The organism is Actinomyces radicidentis (assembly GCF_001553565.1).
Classification (GTDB): Bacteria; Actinomycetota; Actinomycetes; order Actinomycetales; family Actinomycetaceae; genus Actinomyces; species Actinomyces radicidentis.
This window is the reverse complement of the sequence record NZ_CP014228.1, coordinates 612,827-633,578: the sequence shown is the minus strand read 5'-3', so window position 1 is coordinate 633,578 and position 20,752 is coordinate 612,827. Positions and strand designations below refer to the sequence as shown.

The 20,752-nt window shown below is 73.8% G+C and carries 16 protein-coding genes; 6 read left to right on the top strand and 10 right to left on the bottom strand.

Annotation, left to right across the window (positions count from 1 at the left end; translation table 11 throughout):
• Positions 1–2 precede the first annotated feature (2 nt).
• On the top strand, positions 3–3,350 hold the full coding sequence (locus AXF14_RS02735; RefSeq protein ID WP_150118400.1) for a DUF7507 domain-containing protein: 3,348 nt from the start codon (positions 3–5) through the stop codon (positions 3,348–3,350).
• A gap of 374 nt (positions 3,351–3,724) precedes the next feature.
• Here the strand turns inward: AXF14_RS02735 and AXF14_RS02730 are convergent, their stop codons facing one another.
• The 5 genes from AXF14_RS02730 to trhA form a co-directional block, all read right to left on the bottom strand.
• Positions 3,725–4,312, bottom strand: a complete 588-nt coding sequence (locus AXF14_RS02730; RefSeq protein ID WP_067940645.1) for a hypothetical protein — start codon at positions 4,310–4,312, stop codon at positions 3,725–3,727.
• 26 nt (positions 4,313–4,338) lie between these two features.
• Positions 4,339–4,845, bottom strand: a complete 507-nt coding sequence (locus AXF14_RS02725; protein ID WP_067940642.1) for a hypothetical protein — start codon at positions 4,843–4,845, stop codon at positions 4,339–4,341.
• A gap of 278 nt (positions 4,846–5,123) precedes the next feature.
• Entirely contained in the window at positions 5,124–5,627 is a 504-nt protein-coding gene (locus AXF14_RS02720) for a GreA/GreB family elongation factor (RefSeq protein ID WP_067940637.1), read from the bottom strand.
• 142 nt (positions 5,628–5,769) lie between these two features.
• Positions 5,770–6,978: a PPK2 family polyphosphate kinase gene (locus AXF14_RS02715; protein WP_211260116.1), complete on the bottom strand. Its 1,209-nt coding sequence runs from the start codon at positions 6,976–6,978 to the stop codon at positions 5,770–5,772.
• A 108-nt stretch (positions 6,979–7,086) separates the two neighbouring features.
• Positions 7,087–7,866 (bottom strand): PAQR family membrane homeostasis protein TrhA, encoded by a 780-nt coding sequence (gene trhA, locus AXF14_RS02710; protein WP_067940635.1) that lies wholly within the window; start codon positions 7,864–7,866, stop codon positions 7,087–7,089.
• A 206-nt stretch (positions 7,867–8,072) separates the two neighbouring features.
• On the opposite strand from trhA, the gene AXF14_RS02705 reads away from it, so the two are divergent.
• On the top strand, positions 8,073–8,849 hold the full coding sequence (locus tag AXF14_RS02705) for an isoprenyl transferase (protein WP_067940633.1): 777 nt from the start codon (positions 8,073–8,075) through the stop codon (positions 8,847–8,849).
• A 97-nt stretch (positions 8,850–8,946) separates the two neighbouring features.
• Here the strand turns inward: AXF14_RS02705 and AXF14_RS02700 are convergent, their stop codons facing one another.
• Both AXF14_RS02700 and AXF14_RS02695 read right to left on the bottom strand, forming a co-directional pair.
• Positions 8,947–9,921 (bottom strand): carbohydrate kinase family protein, encoded by a 975-nt coding sequence (locus tag AXF14_RS02700; RefSeq protein ID WP_067940631.1) that lies wholly within the window; start codon positions 9,919–9,921, stop codon positions 8,947–8,949.
• Positions 9,922–10,021: 100 nt separating this feature from the next.
• Positions 10,022–10,279 carry an exodeoxyribonuclease VII small subunit gene (locus tag AXF14_RS02695; protein ID WP_067940628.1) on the bottom strand — a complete coding sequence of 86 codons (258 nt, stop codon included), beginning with the start codon at positions 10,277–10,279 and terminating at the stop codon, positions 10,022–10,024.
• A 162-nt stretch (positions 10,280–10,441) separates the two neighbouring features.
• Between AXF14_RS02695 and AXF14_RS02690 the strand changes: the two genes are divergently transcribed.
• Together AXF14_RS02690 and AXF14_RS02680 are read left to right on the top strand one after the other, a co-directional pair.
• Complete coding sequence (locus AXF14_RS02690; RefSeq protein ID WP_067940625.1) at positions 10,442–12,097, top strand: glycoside hydrolase family 32 protein; 1,656 nt, start codon at positions 10,442–10,444, stop codon at positions 12,095–12,097.
• A gap of 35 nt (positions 12,098–12,132) precedes the next feature.
• A complete protein-coding gene (locus AXF14_RS02680; protein WP_335338921.1) occupies positions 12,133–13,122 on the top strand; it encodes a LacI family DNA-binding transcriptional regulator in 990 nt (329 codons plus the stop codon).
• A 39-nt stretch (positions 13,123–13,161) separates the two neighbouring features.
• Here the strand turns inward: AXF14_RS02680 and xseA are convergent, their stop codons facing one another.
• The 3 genes from xseA to AXF14_RS02665 form a co-directional block, all read right to left on the bottom strand.
• On the bottom strand, positions 13,162–14,415 hold the full coding sequence (gene xseA, locus AXF14_RS02675) for an exodeoxyribonuclease VII large subunit (protein WP_417862750.1): 1,254 nt from the start codon (positions 14,413–14,415) through the stop codon (positions 13,162–13,164).
• A gap of 250 nt (positions 14,416–14,665) precedes the next feature.
• Positions 14,666–15,349, bottom strand: a complete 684-nt coding sequence (locus tag AXF14_RS02670; protein ID WP_236755878.1) for a hypothetical protein — start codon at positions 15,347–15,349, stop codon at positions 14,666–14,668.
• 322 nt (positions 15,350–15,671) lie between these two features.
• On the bottom strand, positions 15,672–17,075 hold the full coding sequence (locus AXF14_RS02665; protein ID WP_067943941.1) for a DNA recombination protein RmuC: 1,404 nt from the start codon (positions 17,073–17,075) through the stop codon (positions 15,672–15,674).
• A 121-nt stretch (positions 17,076–17,196) separates the two neighbouring features.
• Here AXF14_RS02665 and AXF14_RS02660 point away from each other — a divergent pair, with 121 nt between their 5' ends.
• Positions 17,197–18,723 (top strand): alpha/beta hydrolase, encoded by a 1,527-nt coding sequence (locus tag AXF14_RS02660; protein ID WP_067940614.1) that lies wholly within the window; start codon positions 17,197–17,199, stop codon positions 18,721–18,723.
• Positions 18,724–18,866: 143 nt separating this feature from the next.
• Complete coding sequence (locus AXF14_RS02650; protein WP_150118399.1) at positions 18,867–20,636, top strand: alpha/beta hydrolase; 1,770 nt, start codon at positions 18,867–18,869, stop codon at positions 20,634–20,636.
• Positions 20,637–20,752 lie beyond the last annotated feature (116 nt).

The following is a 20,752-nucleotide window of genomic DNA, read 5'->3' as shown; positions in this document are numbered from 1 at the left end:
CCGTGAGTGGCACTCGCGTTGGTATCAACATGCTCCGCCCCGCGGAGGACGCGAGCGTCACCACGACGAGCACACTCAACGTGGCGGCCAAGGCCGCGGAGTTCAAGGTCGCCAAGGTGGCCCTCGACGGCAGGGACGTGACGGGCACCTATCAGGCCGGTATCGGTTACAAGATCAGTGACGGCGTCACCCTCGCTGGCGAAGGCGAGACGAAGGCCTTCAAGGTCGTCGTCACCTACACGGTTGACCCGTCGGAGATCACCGCGGCGGGCTGGCCGGCGCTCGACACCGCCTGCACGGTCGACGGCGCCCAGGACGCCACCCTCCACGGCCTCGCCAACGTCGTCTCCACGACCGGGGACACCGACGGTGCGGCCAACAACGAGGCGTGCACGACCGTTACGGGTACGCCTGGTATCAAGATCGTCAAGTACATCAACGGCGACGACGCCGACACCGCCCCCGGTGTCGAGGTCGCCGTCGGCTCGACGATGAACATCACCTACGTCGTCACCAACACCGGCAACCAGCCGCTGTCCGGCGTCACCGTCACCGACGACAAGGTTGCTGAAGCTGACATCAAGGCCGCCACCGGCTTCGACGGCAACCTCGCCGTCGGTGCGTCGACGACCTTCACCGCCACGTACGCGGCCCCCGCCGCGGGCATGCAGCACACCAACGTGGGTACGGCGCACGGCACGCCGCCGTCGACCCCCTCGAACCCGAACCCGCCGGAGGTCACTGACCACAACCCGGCCAACGCGCACTCCGTCGCGGGCCCGAGCTTCAAGGTCAGCAAGGCGCTCGCCCCCGACCAGACCACTCCGGTCACGGTCGGTGACGACAACACCTTCACGGTCAAGTACGTCATCACCGTCACCAACACCGGCGACAAGGCGGGCGTCTTCGAGGACCTCACCGACGAGCTCTCTGACTCCCCGCCCGCCGGATTCTCCGGGACGGTGGCTCCGGCCACCATCGCCGGCGAGTCCCTCGAGCCGGGCGAGTCGAAGTCGTACACCGTGACGCTCTCCGGCATGGTCGACCCGGCCGAGGCCGGTGCTGACAACACCTTCGCGGTGAAGTACGACGTGACCGTCGAGAACATCGGCAAGACCGCTGGGGCCGTCCCGGCCGTCACCGACACGCCGACCCTCGCGACCGGCTTCACCGTCACCCGCGTCCAGCTGAGGACCGCGACGGACCTGACCGCTGACGCGAAAGGCGTCTACACGCTCCTCGACGGCGGCGCCCTGACCCTCGGCGCGGGCAAGTCCCAGACGCTGCAGGTCACCGTGTACGGCACCGTCGACCCGCAGACCGCTGACTGGACCGCTGCGGGCACGTGTGACACCACCGGCGCCGGCACGCCGACGAAGGGGCTGTTCAACAAGGTCGACATGACCGGCGACACGGACGGCCCTGACAACAACAACGCCTGCGCGCCCGTCAAGGTCCCGGCCCCGACCTTCAAGGTCCAGAAGACCACCTCCGACGGCCCCGTCGCCCTCACGGGCACCGAGGCCACGGACGTCGACCGGACCTACACCGTCACCGTGACGAACTCCGGGTCCGTCGACGGCACGTCCGCGGCCGTCATCGACACTCCCGCGACTCCCGCCGGGTTCACGATCACGAAGGTGACCGTGGACGGCACCACCGTCGCCGCCGGCAACGGTGGCTACGAGGTCGCCGCGGGCACCCAGCTCGCCCCTGGAGCCTCGAAGGACCACACGGTGGTCGTCACCCACTCCGTCGACCCCAAGGTCATCGGAGCTGACGCAGCCAACTGGACCGCCCTCGGTACCTGCGCCGTCGACGGTGCCTCCACCGACGCCACCAAGGGCATCTACAACAAGGTGACCATGGACGGCGACTCGGGCGGTGCGGACAACAATGACGCCTGCACCACGGCGACGGGCAGCCCGTCGACCAAGATCACGAAGTTCATCAACGGCGACGACGCCGACACCGCACCTGGTGTCTCCGTCCCCGTCGGCTCCACGATGGACCTCGAGTACCGCGTCGAGAACACCGGCAACCAGCCGCTCACCGACGTCAAGGTCACCGACCAGGTGACGGCGCCCGCCGACGCCACCCAGGTCAGCGACCTCACGTGCCCGAAGACGACGCTCGCCGTCGGCGAGGTCATGACGTGCACCGCCACGCTCGCCGCTCCGGCCGCCGGCGTCCAGCACACGGACGTGGGCCCCGTCACGGCCGTTCCGCCGCAGACTCAGGGGAACCCGCCCACCGTGGCGGACCACAACCCGGGCAACGCGGTCTCGACGCCTGACCCGGCCTTCTCCGTCGAGAAGGAGACCTCCGCCTCGCCCATCACCCTCACGGGGACCGGCAAGCAGAGCCTCACGGTCGACTACACGGTCACCGTCTCCTCCGCGAACGGCGAGGCCGGCACCTCGAAGCGCGTCACGGACGTCCCCGAGAAGCCGACCGGCTTCACGATCACGAGCGTGACCGTGGACGACAAGGCCGTCTCGGCCGACGCCGACGGCGCCTACCTCGTTACCGCCGGCGACACCCTCGAGGCCAACGGCTCGAAGGAGCACACCGTGGCGGTGACCTACGAGGCCGACCCGACCGCGCTCACCGCGGCGGACTGGGGCGACCGGGGCGTGTGCTCCACCCAGGGTGCCGGTGACCGTACCAAGGGCCTGTTCAACCAGGTCTTCATGGCGGGCGACACCGACGGCGTCGAGAACAACGACGCCTGCGTCCCCGTCAAGGGCACGCCGGGCACCAAGATCATCAAGAGGATCAACGGCGACGACGCCGACACCGCCCCCGGTGTCGAGGTCAAGGCTGGTTCGACGATGAACGTGACCTTCGAGGTCACGAACACCGGCAACGAGCCGCTCACGGATGTCACGGTCACGGACGACAAGATCGCGGCCGCGGACATCAAGGCAGCTGCGGGCTTCGACGGCAACCTCGCCGTGGGTGCCACGACGACCTTCACGGCGACCTACCCGGCTCCCGCCGCGCGCGCCGAGCACGTCGACGTCGGCACCGTGACCGGCAACCCGCCGGCCACGCCGCCCACGCCGGAGAACCCGAACCCGGAGCCTCTGACGCCGGTGACGGACCACAACCCGGCGCACGCGCACACGCCGAGCTCTCCCAGCCCGACGCCGACGCACCCCGTCGTCAGCCCGCCGACGCACCCGGCGGTCCCGGTCACGCCGGTGACGCCGCACAAGCCCAGCAGCCCGAGCCACTTCCTCGCCCACACCGGCGCGAACGTGCTCGGCGGGATCGTCCTCCTCGGCGGCCTCCTCGTCGCCGGCTCGATCCTCCTGGCCCGTCGTCGTCGCACCGACGAGGACTGAGCCGCTGAGCCCACGGTGACCGGCCCCTGAGGCCGTCAGCCGCACCGGAGGCCCGGCACCCCGCAAGGGGCGCCGGGCCTCCGCTCGTCCTCCGGACGGGGCGCCTCAGCGCAGCAGGGGGCGCGGCCGACGCGCGATGACGCGGAGGACCGCGCCGACGAGGCGGGGCGGCCTCTCACCAGTGCCTTTTGATCGTCGGGTGGGCGGCGGCGACTGCCGTCCACGCACGAGACGTCCCCGGTACCCGTCTCGGCGCCGTCACCGTCATCGTGCGCCCGCGCTCATCGAGGCCGGTGACGTCCATGCCGAGAACTTCGCCGAGCACATGGCCTCCACGATGACCTGCGCGGCGCCGTGCCGGGGCGCAGGCGGGTCTAGCGGCGGCGCGGGCGCATGCGACCGTCGCGCCCCAGCACGCCCCGCTCCTCGCTCCAGTCGGCGCGCGGGAAGCGCTCGCGGAGGAGCTCGGTGGGCGTGCCGACGGGGAGCATGACGGTCCGACCGTCGCGGGCCGTGAGGCGGGTACCGCGCCGCGGCACCGTCGCGTCGTCAGAGTCGCCCCAGTTGTAGACGGGCTCGACGTCGCGGACCTCGTCCAGCGCGACGCGACCCTCGCCGTCGGAGCCGGTGCGCCAGCAGACGGCCTCGCGGTCCACCCGGATCCGCCAGGTGAGGGTGTCGTGGACGAGGTGCCACGTGATGAGCGCCCAGACGATGACCGCCAGCGCGAGGATCCAGACCCTCATCGACGCCGACGGGTCGACGACGGCGATGACGCCCGCCGCGAGGAGACCGGCGCCCACGAGCGCGTCCATGCTCCCGACGCCGGCGCGCAGCCATCCGTGGCGCAGCTCGAAGGAACCTGCGTCGTCGAGCTCGCGCACGACCGGCCGCGCCATGAACGGGTAGAAGGCGACCGCCGCGACCACCAGGCCGACGAGGACCCCGATGACGGTGCCCATCAGGCCGACTCCTCGGAGTCGGGCAGTCAGGGCGCGACCTGGCGCGGCACCCAGACCGGCACGACGACCACGTGCGGGGCGCCGGAGGAGTCGTGGCCGGCGACCTCCCACCCGGCCCTCTCGTGCCGGGTCGAGTCGCCGTTGGAGTGCGTCTCCCAGTGGTGCGTGGCGGCGGTGACCGAGCCCAGCTCGAGGCTCGTGCCCGGGCCGAAGGCCGGGACGACGGTCAGCGTCGTCGTCGTGACGATGACGCGGGCGCGCGCCAGCTCGACGACTCCCCTGAGGGCGATCCACGGGCCGTACAGGCCGATGAGTCCCAGGACCGCTCCCGCCCACCACGGCAGTCCCTCGGAGACGCCGAGCACTGCGAAGAGGCCCAGCACGGCGCCCACCAGGAGGCCGAGGAACACGTGCGCCAGCATGCGGCCGACGGGCGGTCGGACCGTGAGGGCCCCGTCCTCGCTGCGCCTGACCGGGCCCTTCGCCTTGAGCGACCAGACCCCAGCGGCGCACAGGACGATGATCAGGACCACTCAGGGCAGGTCACCCATCAGCTCTCCTCGACTCTCGTTCGGGTACGGGCAGAGGCCTCGTGCTTCACGCCCCGGCCCTTACAAGGAGGTTCTCACCGCTCCCACGACCGCCGGTGGGCAGTGCTGCCCGGGTCCTGCCCGGTGACCACCCGCGCCCGGGGCCGCGTCCCCGCCTCGGCGGCGACGTCGTCACCGTCGCCGCACCGCTGGGGAACGACGACGGCGGCCGGCCCCTCGCTGGGAGGGGCCGCACCGCCGTCGTCGGCGTCAGGGGAGCGTCAGAGCTTCTTGACGTCCAGGATCTCGGCCTTGATCTCCTTGCCGTTCGGAGCGGCGTAGGAGACGGTCTCGCCGGCCTTGTGACCCATGAGGGCCTTGCCGAGCGGCGCGTCGGGGGAGAAGACCTTGACGCCCTCGGGGACGTCCGCGGTGATCTCCTGGCCGCCCAGCGCGAAGGCCTGCTCCTTGCCGGCCACCTTCGCGGTGACGATCATGCCGGCGGAGACGCGGCCGTCGTCGGCGACCTCGCCGATCTGCGCGTTCTCGAGCATCTCGGTGAGCTGGACGATGCGGGCCTCGTTGAGCGCAGCCTCCTCGCGGGCGGCGTGGTAGCCGGCGTTCTCGCGCAGGTCGCCCTCCTGACGGGCGGCCTCGACGCGCTGCGCGATCTCCTTGCGGTCCGTCTCCTGGCGGCGCTTGAGCTCCTCGGTGAGGCGGTCGAAGGCCTCCTGGGTGAGCCAGGTGCCCTGCTGCTCGGTGTTCTCCGTGGTCTCGTCGGCCATGGTTCCTCCTCGGTGTTCTGCTTCGGGGCGGCGGCGTCCCCGAGGGGACTCCGCCGGTCGGTCAGGGCGCCGACGCCGTCGAGGTCGTCGACGGCGCACGCGGCCCCGGCCCGTGTCAGGTGGGCGAGTCTACCGCCCGGTGCTACTTCGCGGCCTTCTTGCCCGGCTTCCGCGACGCGGCGGCGCCGGCCCCGGCGGCGGAGTCCTTCGAGCCCTTCGCGCTCTTGGTGCGCTTGGAGGACCTCGGGGCCTTGGGCTCGGAGCCCTTGGCCTTCGCGCTCTTCCTCGACGCGGCCCCCACGGGTGCCTTCGCCAGGCTGTCGGCGGAGCCGGGCGCGTCGTCCTCGCCCTCGGCCTGGATCTCCTTGGCGGCCTCGTCGACCGCGGCGATCCGGCCGGAGACCTTGGCGAGCTTGGCCGTCAGCTTCTTGTCGTAGCTGGCGAGCGCCTCGTCCGAGATCGTGGCGCGGACGCGCTCGCGCTCCGCGTCGACGTCGAACTTGCCCTCGGGCCACGGGATGTCGAGGTCCGCGAGCGTGCGCAGCAGCATCTCGGTGACGGCGACGCGCGAGTACCACTTGTTGTCCGCCGGGACGAGGTGCCACGGGGCCTCGTCGAAGGAGGTCGCGGTGAGCATGCGCTGGTAGATCGCCTGGTAGTCGAACCACTGGCCGCGCACCGACATGTCGTTCGTCGAGTACTTCCAGTGCTTGTCCGGCCGGTCGACGCGCTCGAGCAGCCGCAGGCCCTGCTCCTCGTAGGACACCATGAGGGCGATCTTGATGATCGCGGTGCCGGACTGGACGAGCTCGTGCTCGAAGGCGCGGATCTGCTCGACCCGCTCGTCGAAGGCGGCGTCGTCGAGCTGGCCGTTGGCGCCCGGCACGAGGATGTCCTCGTAGTGGGAGCGGTCGAAGTAGCCGATGTAGCCGGCGTCGGGCACGGCCTTGCGGATGCGCCAGAGGAAGTCGTGCTCCTTCTCCTCCTCCGTGGGCGCCTTGAAGGCGGTGAGCTCGACGCCCTGCGGGCCCACGAGCCCGATGACGTGACGGGCGATGCCGCCCTTGCCCGCCGTGTCCAGGCCCTGCGCGACGATGAGGACCCGCTTGGTGGAGCCCTCCTTCGAGGCGGCGAAGAGCCGCTCCTGGAGCGTGGCGAGCAGCGGGGCGATCGCCGTCTGGTAGGCGACGGCGTCGTCCTCGTCGCCGTCCCAGCCGGGGGTGGAGGCGCGGTCGATCGAGGCGAGGTGGAAGTCGGGGCCGACGCGCAGGGCCTCGCGGGGGTCCTCGCTCCACAGGTCCGCGTTGACGGTGGCCTCGGCGGAGTCCTTCTTGTTCTTGTTCCTGCCCATGGGGTCCTCCTGCCGGGACGGGGCGACGGCGACGGCGTCGTCGAGTGGTTGGAGGCAGGCTAGCGCCGGGGGAGCGGTGTCGAGCGGCGGTTCAGGGACGGTTCGCGCTCAGCCCAGGACGGCGATGTAGCAGGCGACGCACTGGCAGGCCCAGGCGAGGACCGTGCACACGTGGAAGATCTCGTGGAAGCCGAACCAGCGCGGGGCAGGGTCCGGCCACCGGCGTGCGTAGACCGCTCCGCCGACCGTGTAGACGATGCCGCCGGCCAGGATGAGCCAGACGACGGCGGCGCCGTCGGCCCGCCAGAAGGACGGCAGGAACCAGATCGCCACCCAGCCGAGGATGACGTAGAGGAGGGTGGCGAACCAGCGCGGGGCGGTCCGCCACACGAGGGTGGTGACGATGCCGGCGAGCGCACCGCCCCACACGATCGCGAGCACGAGCCGCGCCGTGCCCGGGGCGAGGAGCGCGACGCTCAGCGGCGTGTAGGTGCCGGCGATGAGCAGGTAGATGTTGGCGTGGTCGAAGCGCTGGAGAACCGTGGTGACGCGCGTGGGGAAGTGCCCGTTGGACAGGTGGTACACGCCCGAGTTCGCGAAGAGGACGAGGGAGCACGCGAGGTAGGCGGCGCAGGCCCAGGTGAGGCCCGCTCCGGGCGCGAGGACCGTGAGGACGATGCAGGCGGCGAGTGCCAGGGGCGCGGTGCAGGCGTGGATCCACCCGCGCAGGCGCGGCTTGGAGGCGAGGACGGCGGCCGCGGCCTCGGCGGCGGCGGACGCGACGGAGCCGGCGGCGCCGGCCGCGCGGGAGGTCGCCTCCGAGGCGGCGTCGCGGACGTCCTCGGCGAGGCGGGCGCCTCGGCCGCGCGTTGCTGCGTGTGGGCTCACGGTGGTCCTCCTGCGGTGGGTGAGCGGGTGCGACCCGAAGGTTACGCTTCCGTAGGTTACGCGACCGTAGGTTCGGCGTCACCCCCACGTGCCGAGAGTCTCCTCCTCGCACCCTGCGAGCAACAGGGCCGCGCTACGGTTGTCCCAGCAGTCCGACGCGGCCGCCCTGAGGCGCCGCGCGCCGACCACCGGACCCGAGGAGAGGCATGGCAGGCGACAACCTCGTCTACGAGCTCTACGAGCGCCGGCTCATCGCGCAGACGGACAACGACCGCACCCCCGCCCACGTCGGAGTCATCCTCGACGGCAACCGCCGCTGGGCCAAGGCCATGGGCTTCGGCACCGCCCAGGGGCACAAGCGCGGCGCCGACAAGATCGCCGAGTTCCTCGGCTGGGCCGACGACGCCGGCGTCAAGGTCGTCACCCTGTGGATGCTCTCCACCGACAACCTCAACCGCGACCCCGCCGAGCTCTCGCCCCTCCTCGACATCATCGCCCACGCCGTCGAGGAGCTCGCCTCCGACAAGCAGTGGCGGCTGCGCCTCGTCGGCGCCGTCGATCTCCTTCCCGTACCCGTCGCGGACCGCCTCTGCGCCGCCGTCGAGTCCGCCAACGACGGCGCCGAAGACCCCGACGCGCGCATGCAGGTCAACGTCGCCGTCGGCTACGGCGGCCGCCAGGAGATCGCCGACGCCGTCCGCGAGATCCTCCGCGAGCGCGCCGCCGCGGGAGACACCCTTGAGCAGGTCGCCGAGTCCCTCTCCGAGGAGGACGTCACGGCGCACCTCTACACCAAGGGCCAGCCCGACCCCGAGCTCGTCATCCGCACCTCCGGCGAGCAGCGGCTCTCCGGCTTCCTCCTGTGGCAGTCCGTCCACTCCGAGTACTACTTCTGCGAGGTCTACTGGCCGGACTTCCGGCGCATCGACTTCCTGCGCGCCCTGCGCGACTACGCGCACCGCGAGCGCCGCCTCGGGCGCTGACGCCGACCCCGACAGGGCATGGACGACGGCGCCTCCCGGAACGATCCGGGAGGCGCCGTCGTCGGGCTTCAGCCCGGCCCCGTGGGGCCGGGAGGGCTCAGTCCCGATCGAGGGAGCCGGTGAGCTCGGCGCGCGTGGGCGGGTTCGCGCCGGCGCGCGAGACCGTGATGTCCGCGATCGCGGCCGCGTGCTTGACGACACGCTCCAGCGTCTCCGGATCGATGGCGTGCAGCGCCTCGCGACGGTCCGCGCCGACGAGGTCCTCCGTCCACAGCGCGTCCTCGAGGCCGCCCATGAAGGAGTCGCCCGCGCCGACGGTGTCCGCGACGACGACGCTCGGGTCCGCCGGGACGCGCATGCGCACGCCGGAGGAGGTGAGCGCCAGGGCGCCCTCCTTGCCGCGGGTGACGACGACGACTGCGGGGCCCGTCTTGAGCCAGCCCTCGAGGATCGACTCGAGGTCCTCTGTGCTGAGGTCCTCGCGGCCGTAGAGCCAGGCGACGTCCTCGTCCGAGCACTTGACGAGGTCGGAGCGCGCGATGAGGGACTCGACGGTCGCGCGGGCGTCGGCGGGCTCGCCCATGAGCTGCGGGCGGGCGTTGGGGTCGTAGCAGATCGTCGAGGTCGCGCGGAAGTCGTCGAGGACCTTGGCGACGGTCTGCGCGCCCGGCTGGAGGATCGCGGCGATCGAGCCCGTGTGGACGAGCACCGGGGGCTCCGAGCCGGCCTCGCGCTCGGGGTAGGGCGGGTTCCAGTCGAGGTCGAAGAAGTAGGTGGCGGCGCGGTCGGTGCCGATCGTCGCCTGCGCCGTCGAGGTGCGCTCGGCGCCCTCGGAGCCGGTCGTGAGGCGCACGCCGGAGGCGGCGAGGTGCTCGCGGACGGCGCGGCCGCGGTCGTCGTCGGCGATCCAGCAGTCGAGCTCGGCGTCGCGGCCCAGGCGTGCCAGGCCCAGGGCGACGTTGGCGGGGGAGCCGCCGGGGATGTCCTCGGGGTCCTCGTCGGGGCGGATGACGACGTCGACGAGCGCCTCGCCGATGACGAGGGCGGTGCCCTCGCGTCCGGGTGCGGTCATGGTGCGGCTCCTTCGTGCTCGTGTGACTGCGGTGGTCGTGGCGTGTGGGGGAGGGGACGGGGCGCCGGGGCCGGTTGGTGGCCCGGCCGCGGCGGGCCGCTCAGGACTCGGCGGCGTCGTGCTCGGCGACGGCGGCCAGGCGGGCGCGGGCGTCGTCGAGCCAGTGCTGGCAGCGGGCGGCGAGGGCCTCGCCGCGCTCCCAGAGGGTGAGGGACTCCTCCAGCGGGACCTGCCCGGCCTCGAGGCGCTGGACGACCCCGACGAGCTCCTCGCGCGCCTGCTCGTAGGAGAGGCGTTCGACGTCGGCGTTGGCGTCGGGCGCGGCGGTGGGCTCGGACTCGTCGGGGGTGAGGCTCATGCGCCCGATTGTGGCACGCTGCCCGCCAGGGCGTGCCCGTCCGAGACAGTGCGGACACCCGCCATCCACGGCGACGCGCCCGGGGAGAGCCGTATGGTGAGGCGGCCTGCACGCGGCCGGCGCACGACGTCGACGCCGCTCCGTCCGACCTGAGGAGCCACGATGACGAGCCGCCCCGTCGAGCCCGAGCCCACCGCCCATGACTACCCGAGCACCCCCGCGCGCCGCGTCGAGGTTCCCGAGGCCGTCCAGCGGGAGCGCGCCGAGGCCGACGCCGCCCGCCCGCGCTGGCACGTCACCCCGCCGTGGGGGTGGCTCAACGACCCCAACGGGCTCACCGTCCAGCCGGGTCCCGACGGCGCCCCGCTCGTCCACCTCTTCTACCAGCACAACTCCCACGCCCCGGTCCACGACCTCATCCAGTGGGGGCACCAGTACTCGGCGGACCTCGTCCACTGGACCGACCTGCCGATCGCCCTCGAGCCCGGCCCCGAGGGCCCCGACTCGCTCGGCTGCTGGTCCGGCGTCATCGTCGACGGGCCCGCCGACCCCGCGGACCCCGACGGCGCCACCGTTCCCACGATGGTCTACTCCGGCAACCACGGCGGACCGACCCAGGTCGCCTGCCTCGCCGTCCCCGCCGCCTCCCCGTCCGAGGACCCGCTCCTCACGCGCTGGGCCAAGGACGGCGCCAACCCCGTCGTCGACGTCGCCCCCGTGAGCGTCGGGCAGGACCTGCCCGAGATGCGCGACCACTCCGTGTGGCGCGAGGACGGCCGCTGGTACCAGGCCATGGGCTCCGGGATCCCCGGCGCCGGGGCCGACGGCGCCCAGGGCGGAGCCGCCCTGTGCTTCTCCAGCGACGACCTGCGCACCTGGACCTACGAGGGCCCCCTGGCCGTCGGCGACGGAGACGTCAGCGCCACCGGCACCATCTGGGAGTGCCCGGAGCTCGGCACGGTCACCGGGGAGGCCGGCAGCGGCGTCGGCGGCGCCGACCTGCTCACCGTCTCCGCCTGGCACGAGAGCGCCACCATGCGCTCCATGTGGATGACCGGCGAGCGCACCGGCACCCGCATGACGATCACCGCCCAGGGCCGCTCCGACCTCGGCGAGAACTACTTCTACGCCCCGCAGTCCGTGGCCCTTCCCGACGGCCGCCGCGTCACCGTCGGCTGGATGCAGCCCAACGGCACCGAGGAGCAGCGCCTCGCCGCAGGCTGGGCCGGCTCCATGAACGCCCCGCGCACGGTGACGCTGGCCGCCGACGGCACCGTCCGCTTCACCCCCATCGCCGAGCTCGCGACCCTGCGCGGCGAGCGCCTCGCCGACCTCGACGGCGACGCCGCCGCCACCGCCGAGCTGCGCGGCCGCAGCCTCGACCTCGTCCTCACCGGCGCCCTCGGCGAGGAGCCCCTCGTCATCGACGTCCTGGCCTCCGAGGACGGCAAGCGCCGCACGCGGCTGACCCTGACGCACCGGGAGCCGGCGGGCGCCGCAGGCCAGGACGCCTGGACCGGGTGGCTCAGCCTGGACCGCTCCGCCTCCGCCGAGGCCGGTTCGCCCTGGACCGGGGAGGAGGCGCGCGAGCTCTCCGGCCCCGTGCCCGTGGGAGAGAACGGCGCCGTCGAGCTCCGCCTCCTCCTGGACCGCTCCAGCCTCGAGGTCTTCGTCAACGGCCAGCCCCTCTCCGCCCGCGTCGGCTCCGACCCCGCCGACGAGCGGGTGGTCCTGCGCGGCGGCGGCCTCACCGGGGCGCACCTGGACGCCTGGGCCATGGACGACACCTACGACGAGCGCCTCGCCGCCTCCGAGTGAGCCGACAGGATCCCCGATGAGCCCCCGCGTCACCCATCCGCGACGTCGCCCACGAGGCGGGCGTCTCCGTCACCACCGTCTCCCAGGCGCTCAACAGCCCCGAGGGGTCGCGCGTCTCGGAGACGACCCGTGAGCACGTCAAGGACGTCGCCGCCCGCCTCGGCTACCGGGCCAATACCTCGGCCCGCGCCCTGCGCACCCGGCGCACCGACACCATCGCCCTGGTCGGACGCGACCTCGTCACCACTGAGTTCCTCGGCGGGCTCATCCGCGGCGCCCAGGAGGAGGTCCGCCGCCACGGCGGCATCCTCATCGTCGCGGACACCGGGGACGACGGCGAGGGCGTCGTGCGCACCCTGCGCGACCACCAGGTCGACGGCGTGATCCTCGGCGCCTTCTACCACCAGCAGATCGACGTGCCCGCCGCCCTCGAGGGCCTGCCCACCGTCGTCGTCAACGCCTTCACCCAGGACCCCGACTCCTCCTGGGTGGTCCCCGACGAGGTCCGCGGCGGCCGCGACGCCGCCGAGGTCCTCCTCGCCGCCCGGCACCGCCGCGTCGCCATGATCGGCAACCGCGACGACATCCCGGCCGCTCACGGACGCCGCCAGGGCTTCGAGGCGCGGTGCCGCGAGGCCGGCGTCGAGCCCGTCGTCATCGAGATCGAGCCGACGGCCGAGGCTGCCCGGATCGCCACGACGGGGCTCTTCACGGGTCCCGACCGCCCGACGGGGCTCTTCGCCTTCAACGACGCCATGGCCATCGGTGTGTACTTCGCCGCCTCCGCACTGGGCCTCCGGATCCCGGAGGACCTCAGCGTCGTCGGCTTCGACGCGATGCGACTCATCGACGTGTCCTTGTCCCCGGTGCTCACGAGCGTCGCGCTGCCGCACGCCGAGATGGCGGCCTGGGCCGTTGAGCGCCTCTACGAGGTCATGACGCCGGGCGGGCACGAGCGCCGTCACGAGCGGCTCGTCGGCCGCGTCGTCGAGGGGGCCTCGGTCGCGGCTCCTGCCCGCGCCTGAGCCCGGGCCGGGCGGAGCCGGAGCCGGCCGGCCGAGCCGCTACCCGCCGTCCGCCGGGACCGCGGGAGCGGGCTTCGTCGCGCCGACGACCTGCGCCACCATGCGCCCGGAGGCGAGGACACCCTCGATGAGGTCGCCCTTCCTGATGTGGTCCGCGCTGCGGATGACGCCGCCGCCCGGCTTGCGCAGGATCGCGTAGCCGCGGTCGAGCACCCCCTGCGGGGACAGCGCGGTGAGTCGGGCGTGGTCGGCCCGCAGGTCCGCGGCCGCCAGGTCGATCGCCGTCGTCATCGCCCGGCGCATCCGGGACCGCGCGTGGTCCAGCTCGACCACCTTGTCCCGCACGATGACGGTGGGGTCCTGCATGACCGGGCGCTCGCGCACCTGGTCCAGGCGCCGCTGCTCGTCCTCGATCCGCTTCGACAGGCTCACCCGGATGCGCTCGCGGGCCTGGTCCAGGCCCACGGTCTCCTCGGCCAGGTCCGGCACGATCCGCCGGGCGGCGTCCGTCGGCGTCGAGGCCCGGTAGTCGGCGACGTAGTCCAGGAGCGGCCGGTCCGTCTCGTGGCCGATCGCGGAGACGAGGGGGGTGCGGGCGGCTGCGGCGGCCCGGACGAGCCCCTCGTCCGAGAAGGGCAGGAGGTCCTCGACGCCTCCGCCGCCGCGGGCGACGACGATGACGTCGACGCTCGGGTCCGCGTCGAGCTCCTGGATCGCGCGGGTCACCTGCGGGACCGCGTGCACGCCCTGGACGGCGACCTCGCGCACCTCGAAGGGCAGCCCCGGCCAGCGCAGGCGCGCGTTCGTGATGACGTCGTCCTTGGCCTTCGCGTCGCGCCCGCACACGAGGCCGACCCTGCCCGGCAGGAAGGGCAGGGGCTTCTTGCGCTCCGGCTCGAAGAGGCCCTCGGCGGCGAGGATCCGGCGGAGCTGCTCGATGCGCGCCAGGAGGTCGCCCTCGCCCACGGGGCGGACGTCGTCGACCTGGAGCTGGAGGGAGCCGCCCTTCGTCCAGAAGGTGGGGCGCCCGTGGACGACGACGCGGGACCCCTCGCTCAGCTGTGCGCCCATCGCCCGCTCGGAGCGCTCGAGGTCGCGGCGGTACATGGAGGCCCGCAGGCTCATCTCCGCGTCGGGGTCGCGCAGCGTCAGGAAGGACATGCCGGCGCGACGGTTGAGCTGGACGATCTGCGCCTCGACCCAGACCTCGGTCATGCGGGCGACGTAGGCGTCGATCTTCGAGGAGAGCAGTCGCAGCGGCCACGGGTTCTCCGCCGTCGTGTCCCGGGCCAGGCGGGCGGGCTCCTTGCGGGTGGCCGGGTTGCCGCGCTGGTCGTCGGCGCGGGCTCCGGCCCCGCCGGGTGCGTCGGTACGGCCGGGGGCGGGTGATCCCTGGGCGGGGGGCTGCTGCGTCACGGCCCCACTGTGCCACGTGCCCCGCGCACGACAGCGCCCGCCGCAGCGGTGCTGCGGCGGGCGCTGATGTCCCGACTCGATGCGCCCGGTGCGCCGACGAGGCCGACGGCGGGCGGTGCGGCTGGTGTCAGCCGGCGATGATCTGCGCGAGGCGCTTGGCGTCGGCGCACACGCGGTCGAAGGGCACGTACCAGATCGGCCCGTCCGGGCCGAGCGTCTGGGTGACGAGGCCCTCGGCCTTGAGGCACTCAAGGCGGCTGGCGGTGTCGTCGCCCTGGGTCTGCCAGGCCGGCTCCTTCATGGGGATGGCGTAGCCGCCGATGGTGGGGGAGGCCCACCGCAGGAGGAGGACGCGCGCGCCCTCACGGGCGGAGACGTCCGGGTTCGTGGCGAGCGAGGAGGCGACGCCCTTCGCGGACCCGATGCCGACGGCCGTGGCCAGGGCTCCGTAGGTGGTGCACAGCGCCGGCTTGTGCTCGACGAGGCGGGCGACGGCGTGCGAGACGCGCTCGCGGGCGGAGGAGGAGGCGGCGGCGTCGGCGATGGCGCGGACGCGGGCGCCGGTGAGGTGAGAGGTGCTGGCGAGCTCCGAGGAGGAGATGCCGTGGGCGAGGCCGCGCAGGATGAGCGAGTCGCGCTCGTCGCGCAGGGAGGCGAGCTGCTCCTGCAGACGCTCCTGCTCGCCGGCGAGCTCATCGAGGCGCGTGAGGATCGGGGCGGACTCCGCCGTGAGGCGGGCGCCGGAACGGCTGCGGGCGTCGTTTGCGGTCATCGCGACCGGGGCGCCGATCATGCCTTCGTCGAGTGCCATGAAAGAGACCTTCGTGTCGAGTAACTGAGGACGCGCGCAACCATATATTGAGGGGCCCGCCGGAACTCAAGTGCGGACCGCAGTCGGCACCTTTCTGCGGAATGATGAGAAAGAACCCGGATGCGCTTGCGGTCCTTGCGTTCCCGTAGAGCACCTGAGAACCCGCATGCGTAATGTCAATACACCCCGGAGGGGCGCGTGGGTGGTGCGGGTCTTTCGGGGGTAGGACGCCGAAGAGCAGCGATTGGCGTAAAACCTGGGAAAACCCCGAATGGCCCGAAAGTTCACCCGCGAGGGCGGGGGACTTGGCCCGGGTGGATTTTCAGGACCGCAAGGGGTGATCCGTGAGCTCCGGCGCCGTCAGCCTGCGCACCTGGGCGGCGTCCGGGTCGACCTCGTGGAGCTCCGGCAGCGAGTCCCCGAGCGCCTCGAAGGACCGCGCCGTCACGAGCAGCCGCGACTCCACCGAGCCCACCGCCCTGTTGTAGGCGGTCACCGACCGTGTCAGGGCGCTGCCGAGCTGGTCAAGGTGCCCGGCGACCGTCCCTAGCCGCTCGTAGAGGGTCCGCCCGAGGTCGAGGAGCTCCCGGGCGTCCTCGTTGACCGCCGTGCGCGCCCACGCCGTCGCGCAGGTCCGCAGGATGCCGAGAAGCGACGCGGGGGAGGCGAGCGCGACGCCGCGGTCCAGGGCATGCTCCATGAGCGCCGGGTCCGCGTCCAGGGCCGCCGCGAGGATGGGCTCCGCCGGCACGAAGAGGACGACCAGCTCGGGGGAGTCCCCGAGGGAGCGGTCGTAGTGACGGTCCGCGAGGGCGTCGACGTGACCGCGCAGCGCCCTCGCGTGCTGGGCGAGGAGCCGTGCGCGCTCGGCCTCCGCGGGGCCCGCCGGGGTGGCTGAGCCGCCCGCCGCGCCGTGGGCGGGCCGCGCCCCTCCCGGCGCGGCTCCCCGCGCGTCCTGCGCGACGGTGGTGCCCTCGATCCCCGGCCCGGTGCCGGGGTCGGCGTCGTGTCCGGTGCCCTGCGCCGTCGCGCCGGAGTCGTCGGCGCCGTGCGCCTCCACGCCGACGCCGCAGGCCCGCAGGTAGGCGTCCAGCGGCACCTTCGCGTCCAGCGCGAGGTGGCCGCCGCCGGGCAGGTGGATGACGGCGTCGGGACGCGACCGCCCCGCCCCGCGGCCCGCGTCGTCGAGCGCGCCCGCGCCCGCCCGGCGCCCCACGACGGAGGCCACCGAGCGCTGCTCGACGAAGTCGATGTGCCGCATCATCCCCGAGGCCTCGAGCACCCGGGCGAGCTCGACCTCGCCCCACAGGCCCCGGCTCGAGCGCGAGCGCAGCGCCCCCTCCAGCGAGGCCGTCGCCCGCCGCAGCTCCTGCTCGCTGCGGGCCCCGGCGCGCAGCTGCTCCGCGAGCGTCGCGTGCTGCGCGGCCCGCTGCCGCTCCATGCTCTCGACGCGTGCCCCAACCTGCTCGAGCTGCTGGCGCACCGGCGCCAGGGCCCGCAGGACCGCGCCGTCCCTCTCGGCCCGCTCCTCCGCGAGCTGCGTGCGCTCCGAGAGCTCCTCGGCCCGAGCGCGCCACTGCGCCGCCTCAGCGCGCAGGGACGCGGCCTCGTCGCGGCCGCCCGCCCTCGCCGTCGCCGACCGGGCGACGGCCAGCGCGTAGCCGAGGGCGGCGCCCACGGCGAGACCGAGGACGAGGAGCAGGACGGGCAGGGCGGTGGTGCTCATGCCCCCACCGTCCCACGACCCCACGACACGAATCCGGTGCACTCCGGATGACCGGGCCCACGTCGCCGCTCCTCCTCCAGAACGATCCCCGCGGGCTTCGGCCTGAGGCAGATTCAGCACCATGAAGCAGATCGGCGCCATCCCGCTCACCACCGTGGGCGCCGTCGTCACCGCCGCCGTCGCCACGGTGCTGGTGAGCATCCTCGTGGCCGCCCTCCTGCCGCGACTACGAGGGTCGGGCGTCGCAGGGGCGTCGCCGGACGGCGCCCCGTGCCACCGCGCCCGCCGCCTCCTCGGCGCCGTCGCCGCCGTCCTCGTCCCCGCGCTGCTCGCACTCTCGACGGGAGCGCTCGCCCTCAACCGCTCCGGCGACTACGTGCCCACCGTCGCCGACCTCGTCAGCACCGCCACCTCCTCCAAGCCGGTCACCGGCGACGTCGGGTCCCTCGCCTCCACCGCCCGGCTCGACGCCGTCCCCGCCTCCAGGTGGAAGGCGCGCTTCACCCGCCTCAAGGACGGCACGCTGACCGCCACCTTCCGCGGGCCGGTCAGCGGGCTCGACCTCGACGTCCGCGTCATCCTCCCCAAGGGCTACAGCCCCACCGACGGCCGCACCTACGACGTCATCGAGGGCCTCCACGGCTACCCTGGCGACCCTGGCTCCTTCTCCACCGCGCTGGACGCCCAGACCGGGCTCGACCAGGCCATCAGCTCCGGGCTCATCCCGCCCTCGATCATGGTCATGCCCTCCCTCGACCCCGACGGCCGCCAGCACGACTGCGCCAACATCGCCGGCCGCCCGGCCGTCGGCACCTGGGTCGCCCAGGAGATCCCGCGCATGGTCGCCGCGACCATCCCCAACACCACGCACGAGCGCGACGGCTGGCTCCTCATGGGCCTGTCCTCGGGCGCCTACTGCGCCGCCTGGCTCGCGATGAACGACGACGCCCAGTACGGCGCGGCCGGCGTCATGTCCAGCTACGACCGCCCCGTCGAGGGCGGCATGGCCCACGGCGGCAACGCCGTCGCCGCCGCCAACACCCTGTCCACCATGGTCCGCGAGCGCACCGGGCGGCCCGGGCTGCGCTACTACGTCCTCGGCTCCCAGGACGACCCCTACGCCGCCGCCCTCACCGCCTGGCGCATGCAGGCCGCCCAGAACGCCGACGACGCCGTCACCACCGACACGCCCGTCACCGGAGGCCACACCTGGCGGCTGTGGTCGAGCCACCTGCCCACGATGCTGCGCTGGTGGGGCTCCGACCCCGCGGTCTTCCGCGCGGCCGGCCTCAGCACGACGCAGAGCGCCCAGGCCGCCGCCTCCAGCAGCATCACGCCCGTCGTCGACACGCCCCTGGCCCAGCGCACGAGCAGGACCGTCGCCGAGGCCCAGAAGGCCACGCCGACCGACCCCGGCGGCCCCGTCACGCTCGCCGCCTGCGTCATCCTGTGCCTCCTCGGCACCGTCGCGCTCCTGCGCTGGGGGCCGTGCGGGCGGGGGGCGGGCGCCCTCGCGGTCCGCAGCCTCGCAGTCCTCCTCCTCGGTGCCGCGATCGCCGCGACCATCGGCCTCGTCGGCAACTTCCTCACCGGTTTCGCCACGTCGTGGGACGACCTCGGCGGCATCATCATCGCGGCGTTCCACTAGGGCCCGCGCACGCCGCCCCTCTCCTCGGGAGGGCGCGCGTCCCCCGGGATGAGAGCGCCCTCCTCCTGCAGGAGGGGGAGGGGGTGCGGGGTTCGCCCGGTGGGACGATCCGGGTCGTCGGCCTCCCGGCGCACGATCCTGGCGTGAATGAACTCCTCCGCCTGTCGCTGAGCTCCGACGGCGTCCTCATCGGCGCCGTGGTCGTTGCGGTCCTCCTCGCTGTCATCGGAGCCGCGGCGCTGGGCCGCCACCGCGGTGGAGCCGTCCGGCGCCTCGCGGCCGTACTCCTCGTCCTCGTGCTGCCGGTCGCCGGCGTCATGGCCGTCGGCGGGCTCCTCATCAACCGGCACGGGCAGTACCTCCAGACGGTCGGGGACCTCGTCGGCGTCCACGCCACCGAGTCGACCGACTCGGCGAGTGCCGCAGCGTCCGGTGGCGGAAGCGCCGCGGCTCCCGGTGGGGCCGGGGTCTCCGGCGCCACCCGCCGTCTGGCCGCCGCGACCGAGGAGGTCGCCCGCTCCGCCGTCGGAGACCGGGGGACCGTGGCCGCGGTCCCGACGACGCAGGCCGATGCTCCCGCCGAGCCGGCCCGCGCCGCGACGGCGGCCCCGACGGCGACGACGGCCGCTCCGAGCACGACCTCGACGGGCCCCGCCCTCGTCGGCGACGTCCGGCCGCTCGCCGCCGCCGCGCAGCTCGACGCCGTCCCCGCCTCCGCCTGGAGGGCGACCTTCACGAAGGGCGCCGACGGCGTCCTCACCGCCACCTGGACCGGCCCCGTCAGCGGCATCAGCCTCGAGGTCAAGGTCGTCGTCCCCAGCGGGTACAGCGCCGCCGACGGCCGCGGCTACGGCGTCATCGAGGCGCTGCACGGCTATCGGGGCACACCCGACTCCATGATCGGGGCCCTCGAGTCCCCGTCCGCGCTCCAGGCCGCCATCGACGCCCACCGCATCCCGCCGAGCATCATCGTCATCCCGTCGCTCAACGCGGACGACAACGCCCACGACTGCGCCAACCTCGCCGGTCGCCCCGCCGTCGGGACCTGGGTGGCGCAGGAGATCCCGCGGATGGTGCGCGCCAGCTTCCCCAACGTCACCGGTCAGCGCGAGGGCTGGATGGCGCTCGGCATCTCCGCGGGCGCCTACTGCGCCGGCTGGGCCGCCCTCGCCCAGCCCGAGACCTTCGGCTCCGCCGCCGTCATGTCCAGCTACGACCGGCCCGCCGAGGGCGGGCTCGCCACCTCCGGCGACGCCGTGGCCGACGCCTACACGCTCTCCCACCTCCTCGCCGCCAGCCACCCGGTGCTCGGCACCCGTTTTTACGCGCTCGGGGCGCAGGACGACGCCCTCAAGTCCGCCCAGACCGCCTGGTCGATGGCCGAGGCCGTCCACGCCCCTGACACCGTCACCACCGACACGCCGCCCACCGGCGGTCACGCCTGGAGCCTGTGGAGCGCCCGCTTCCCGGCCGTCCTCGCCTGGTGGGGCTCCGACCCCGCTGTCTGGAACGCCGTCGAGGGGGCGGCTCCGTCGACATCCGCGACCCGCACCGCCGACGCCGCCCTCCTGGGCACCATCACCGACACGCCCCGCTCCCAGCGCAACGCGGGCCCCGTCACCCCGGGCACGTGGGCCCCCGTGGGCGCCCCCGTCCTCGGTGTCGCCGCGGCCGCCTCGGCACTCTGCGTCGCCGCCCTCATCCTCGTGGCCCGGCGGCGAGGTCGGGTCCTCGCCGCCGTCCGCGCCGGGGAGCGCCGGCGGGCGGGCCCGGTGCTCGCCGTGAGCGGGTGGGCGGGGCGCGTCGTCCTCGTCGCAGGCTGCGCCGTCGTCATCGCATGCGCGCTGGGGCTCGCCGGCAACGCGGTCACCGGCTACTGCACCACCTGGGCCGCGATCCTCGCCTCCTTCTGAGGTGAGGACCCACTGGGGCCTCGACCGGGCCGTCCCGCCTTGCGCGGGGCGGCCCGGTCGTCGTGCGGCACGGCCGCCCGGCGGGGGAGGAGGGACTCCTCCTCGTCGAGGGGAGC

Coding starts and splice junctions, on each gene's coding strand:
- AXF14_RS02665 (WP_067943941.1), bottom strand. CDS start 17,075: ATGAGCACCACCGCCCTGCCCGTCCTGCTCCTCGTCCTCGGTCTCGCC.
- AXF14_RS02730 (WP_067940645.1), bottom strand. CDS start 4,312: ATGGGCACCGTCATCGGGGTCCTCGTCGGCCTGGTGGTCGCGGCGGTC.
- AXF14_RS02695 (WP_067940628.1), bottom strand. CDS start 10,279: ATGAGCCTCACCCCCGACGAGTCCGAGCCCACCGCCGCGCCCGACGCC.
- AXF14_RS02705 (WP_067940633.1), top strand. CDS start 8,073: ATGGCAGGCGACAACCTCGTCTACGAGCTCTACGAGCGCCGGCTCATC.
- AXF14_RS02660 (WP_067940614.1), top strand. CDS start 17,197: ATGAAGCAGATCGGCGCCATCCCGCTCACCACCGTGGGCGCCGTCGTC.
- AXF14_RS02720 (WP_067940637.1), bottom strand. CDS start 5,627: ATGGCCGACGAGACCACGGAGAACACCGAGCAGCAGGGCACCTGGCTC.
- AXF14_RS02690 (WP_067940625.1), top strand. CDS start 10,442: ATGACGAGCCGCCCCGTCGAGCCCGAGCCCACCGCCCATGACTACCCG.
- AXF14_RS02670 (WP_236755878.1), bottom strand. CDS start 15,349: ATGGCACTCGACGAAGGCATGATCGGCGCCCCGGTCGCGATGACCGCA.
- AXF14_RS02700 (WP_067940631.1), bottom strand. CDS start 9,921: ATGACCGCACCCGGACGCGAGGGCACCGCCCTCGTCATCGGCGAGGCG.
- AXF14_RS02715 (WP_211260116.1), bottom strand. CDS start 6,978: ATGGGCAGGAACAAGAACAAGAAGGACTCCGCCGAGGCCACCGTCAAC.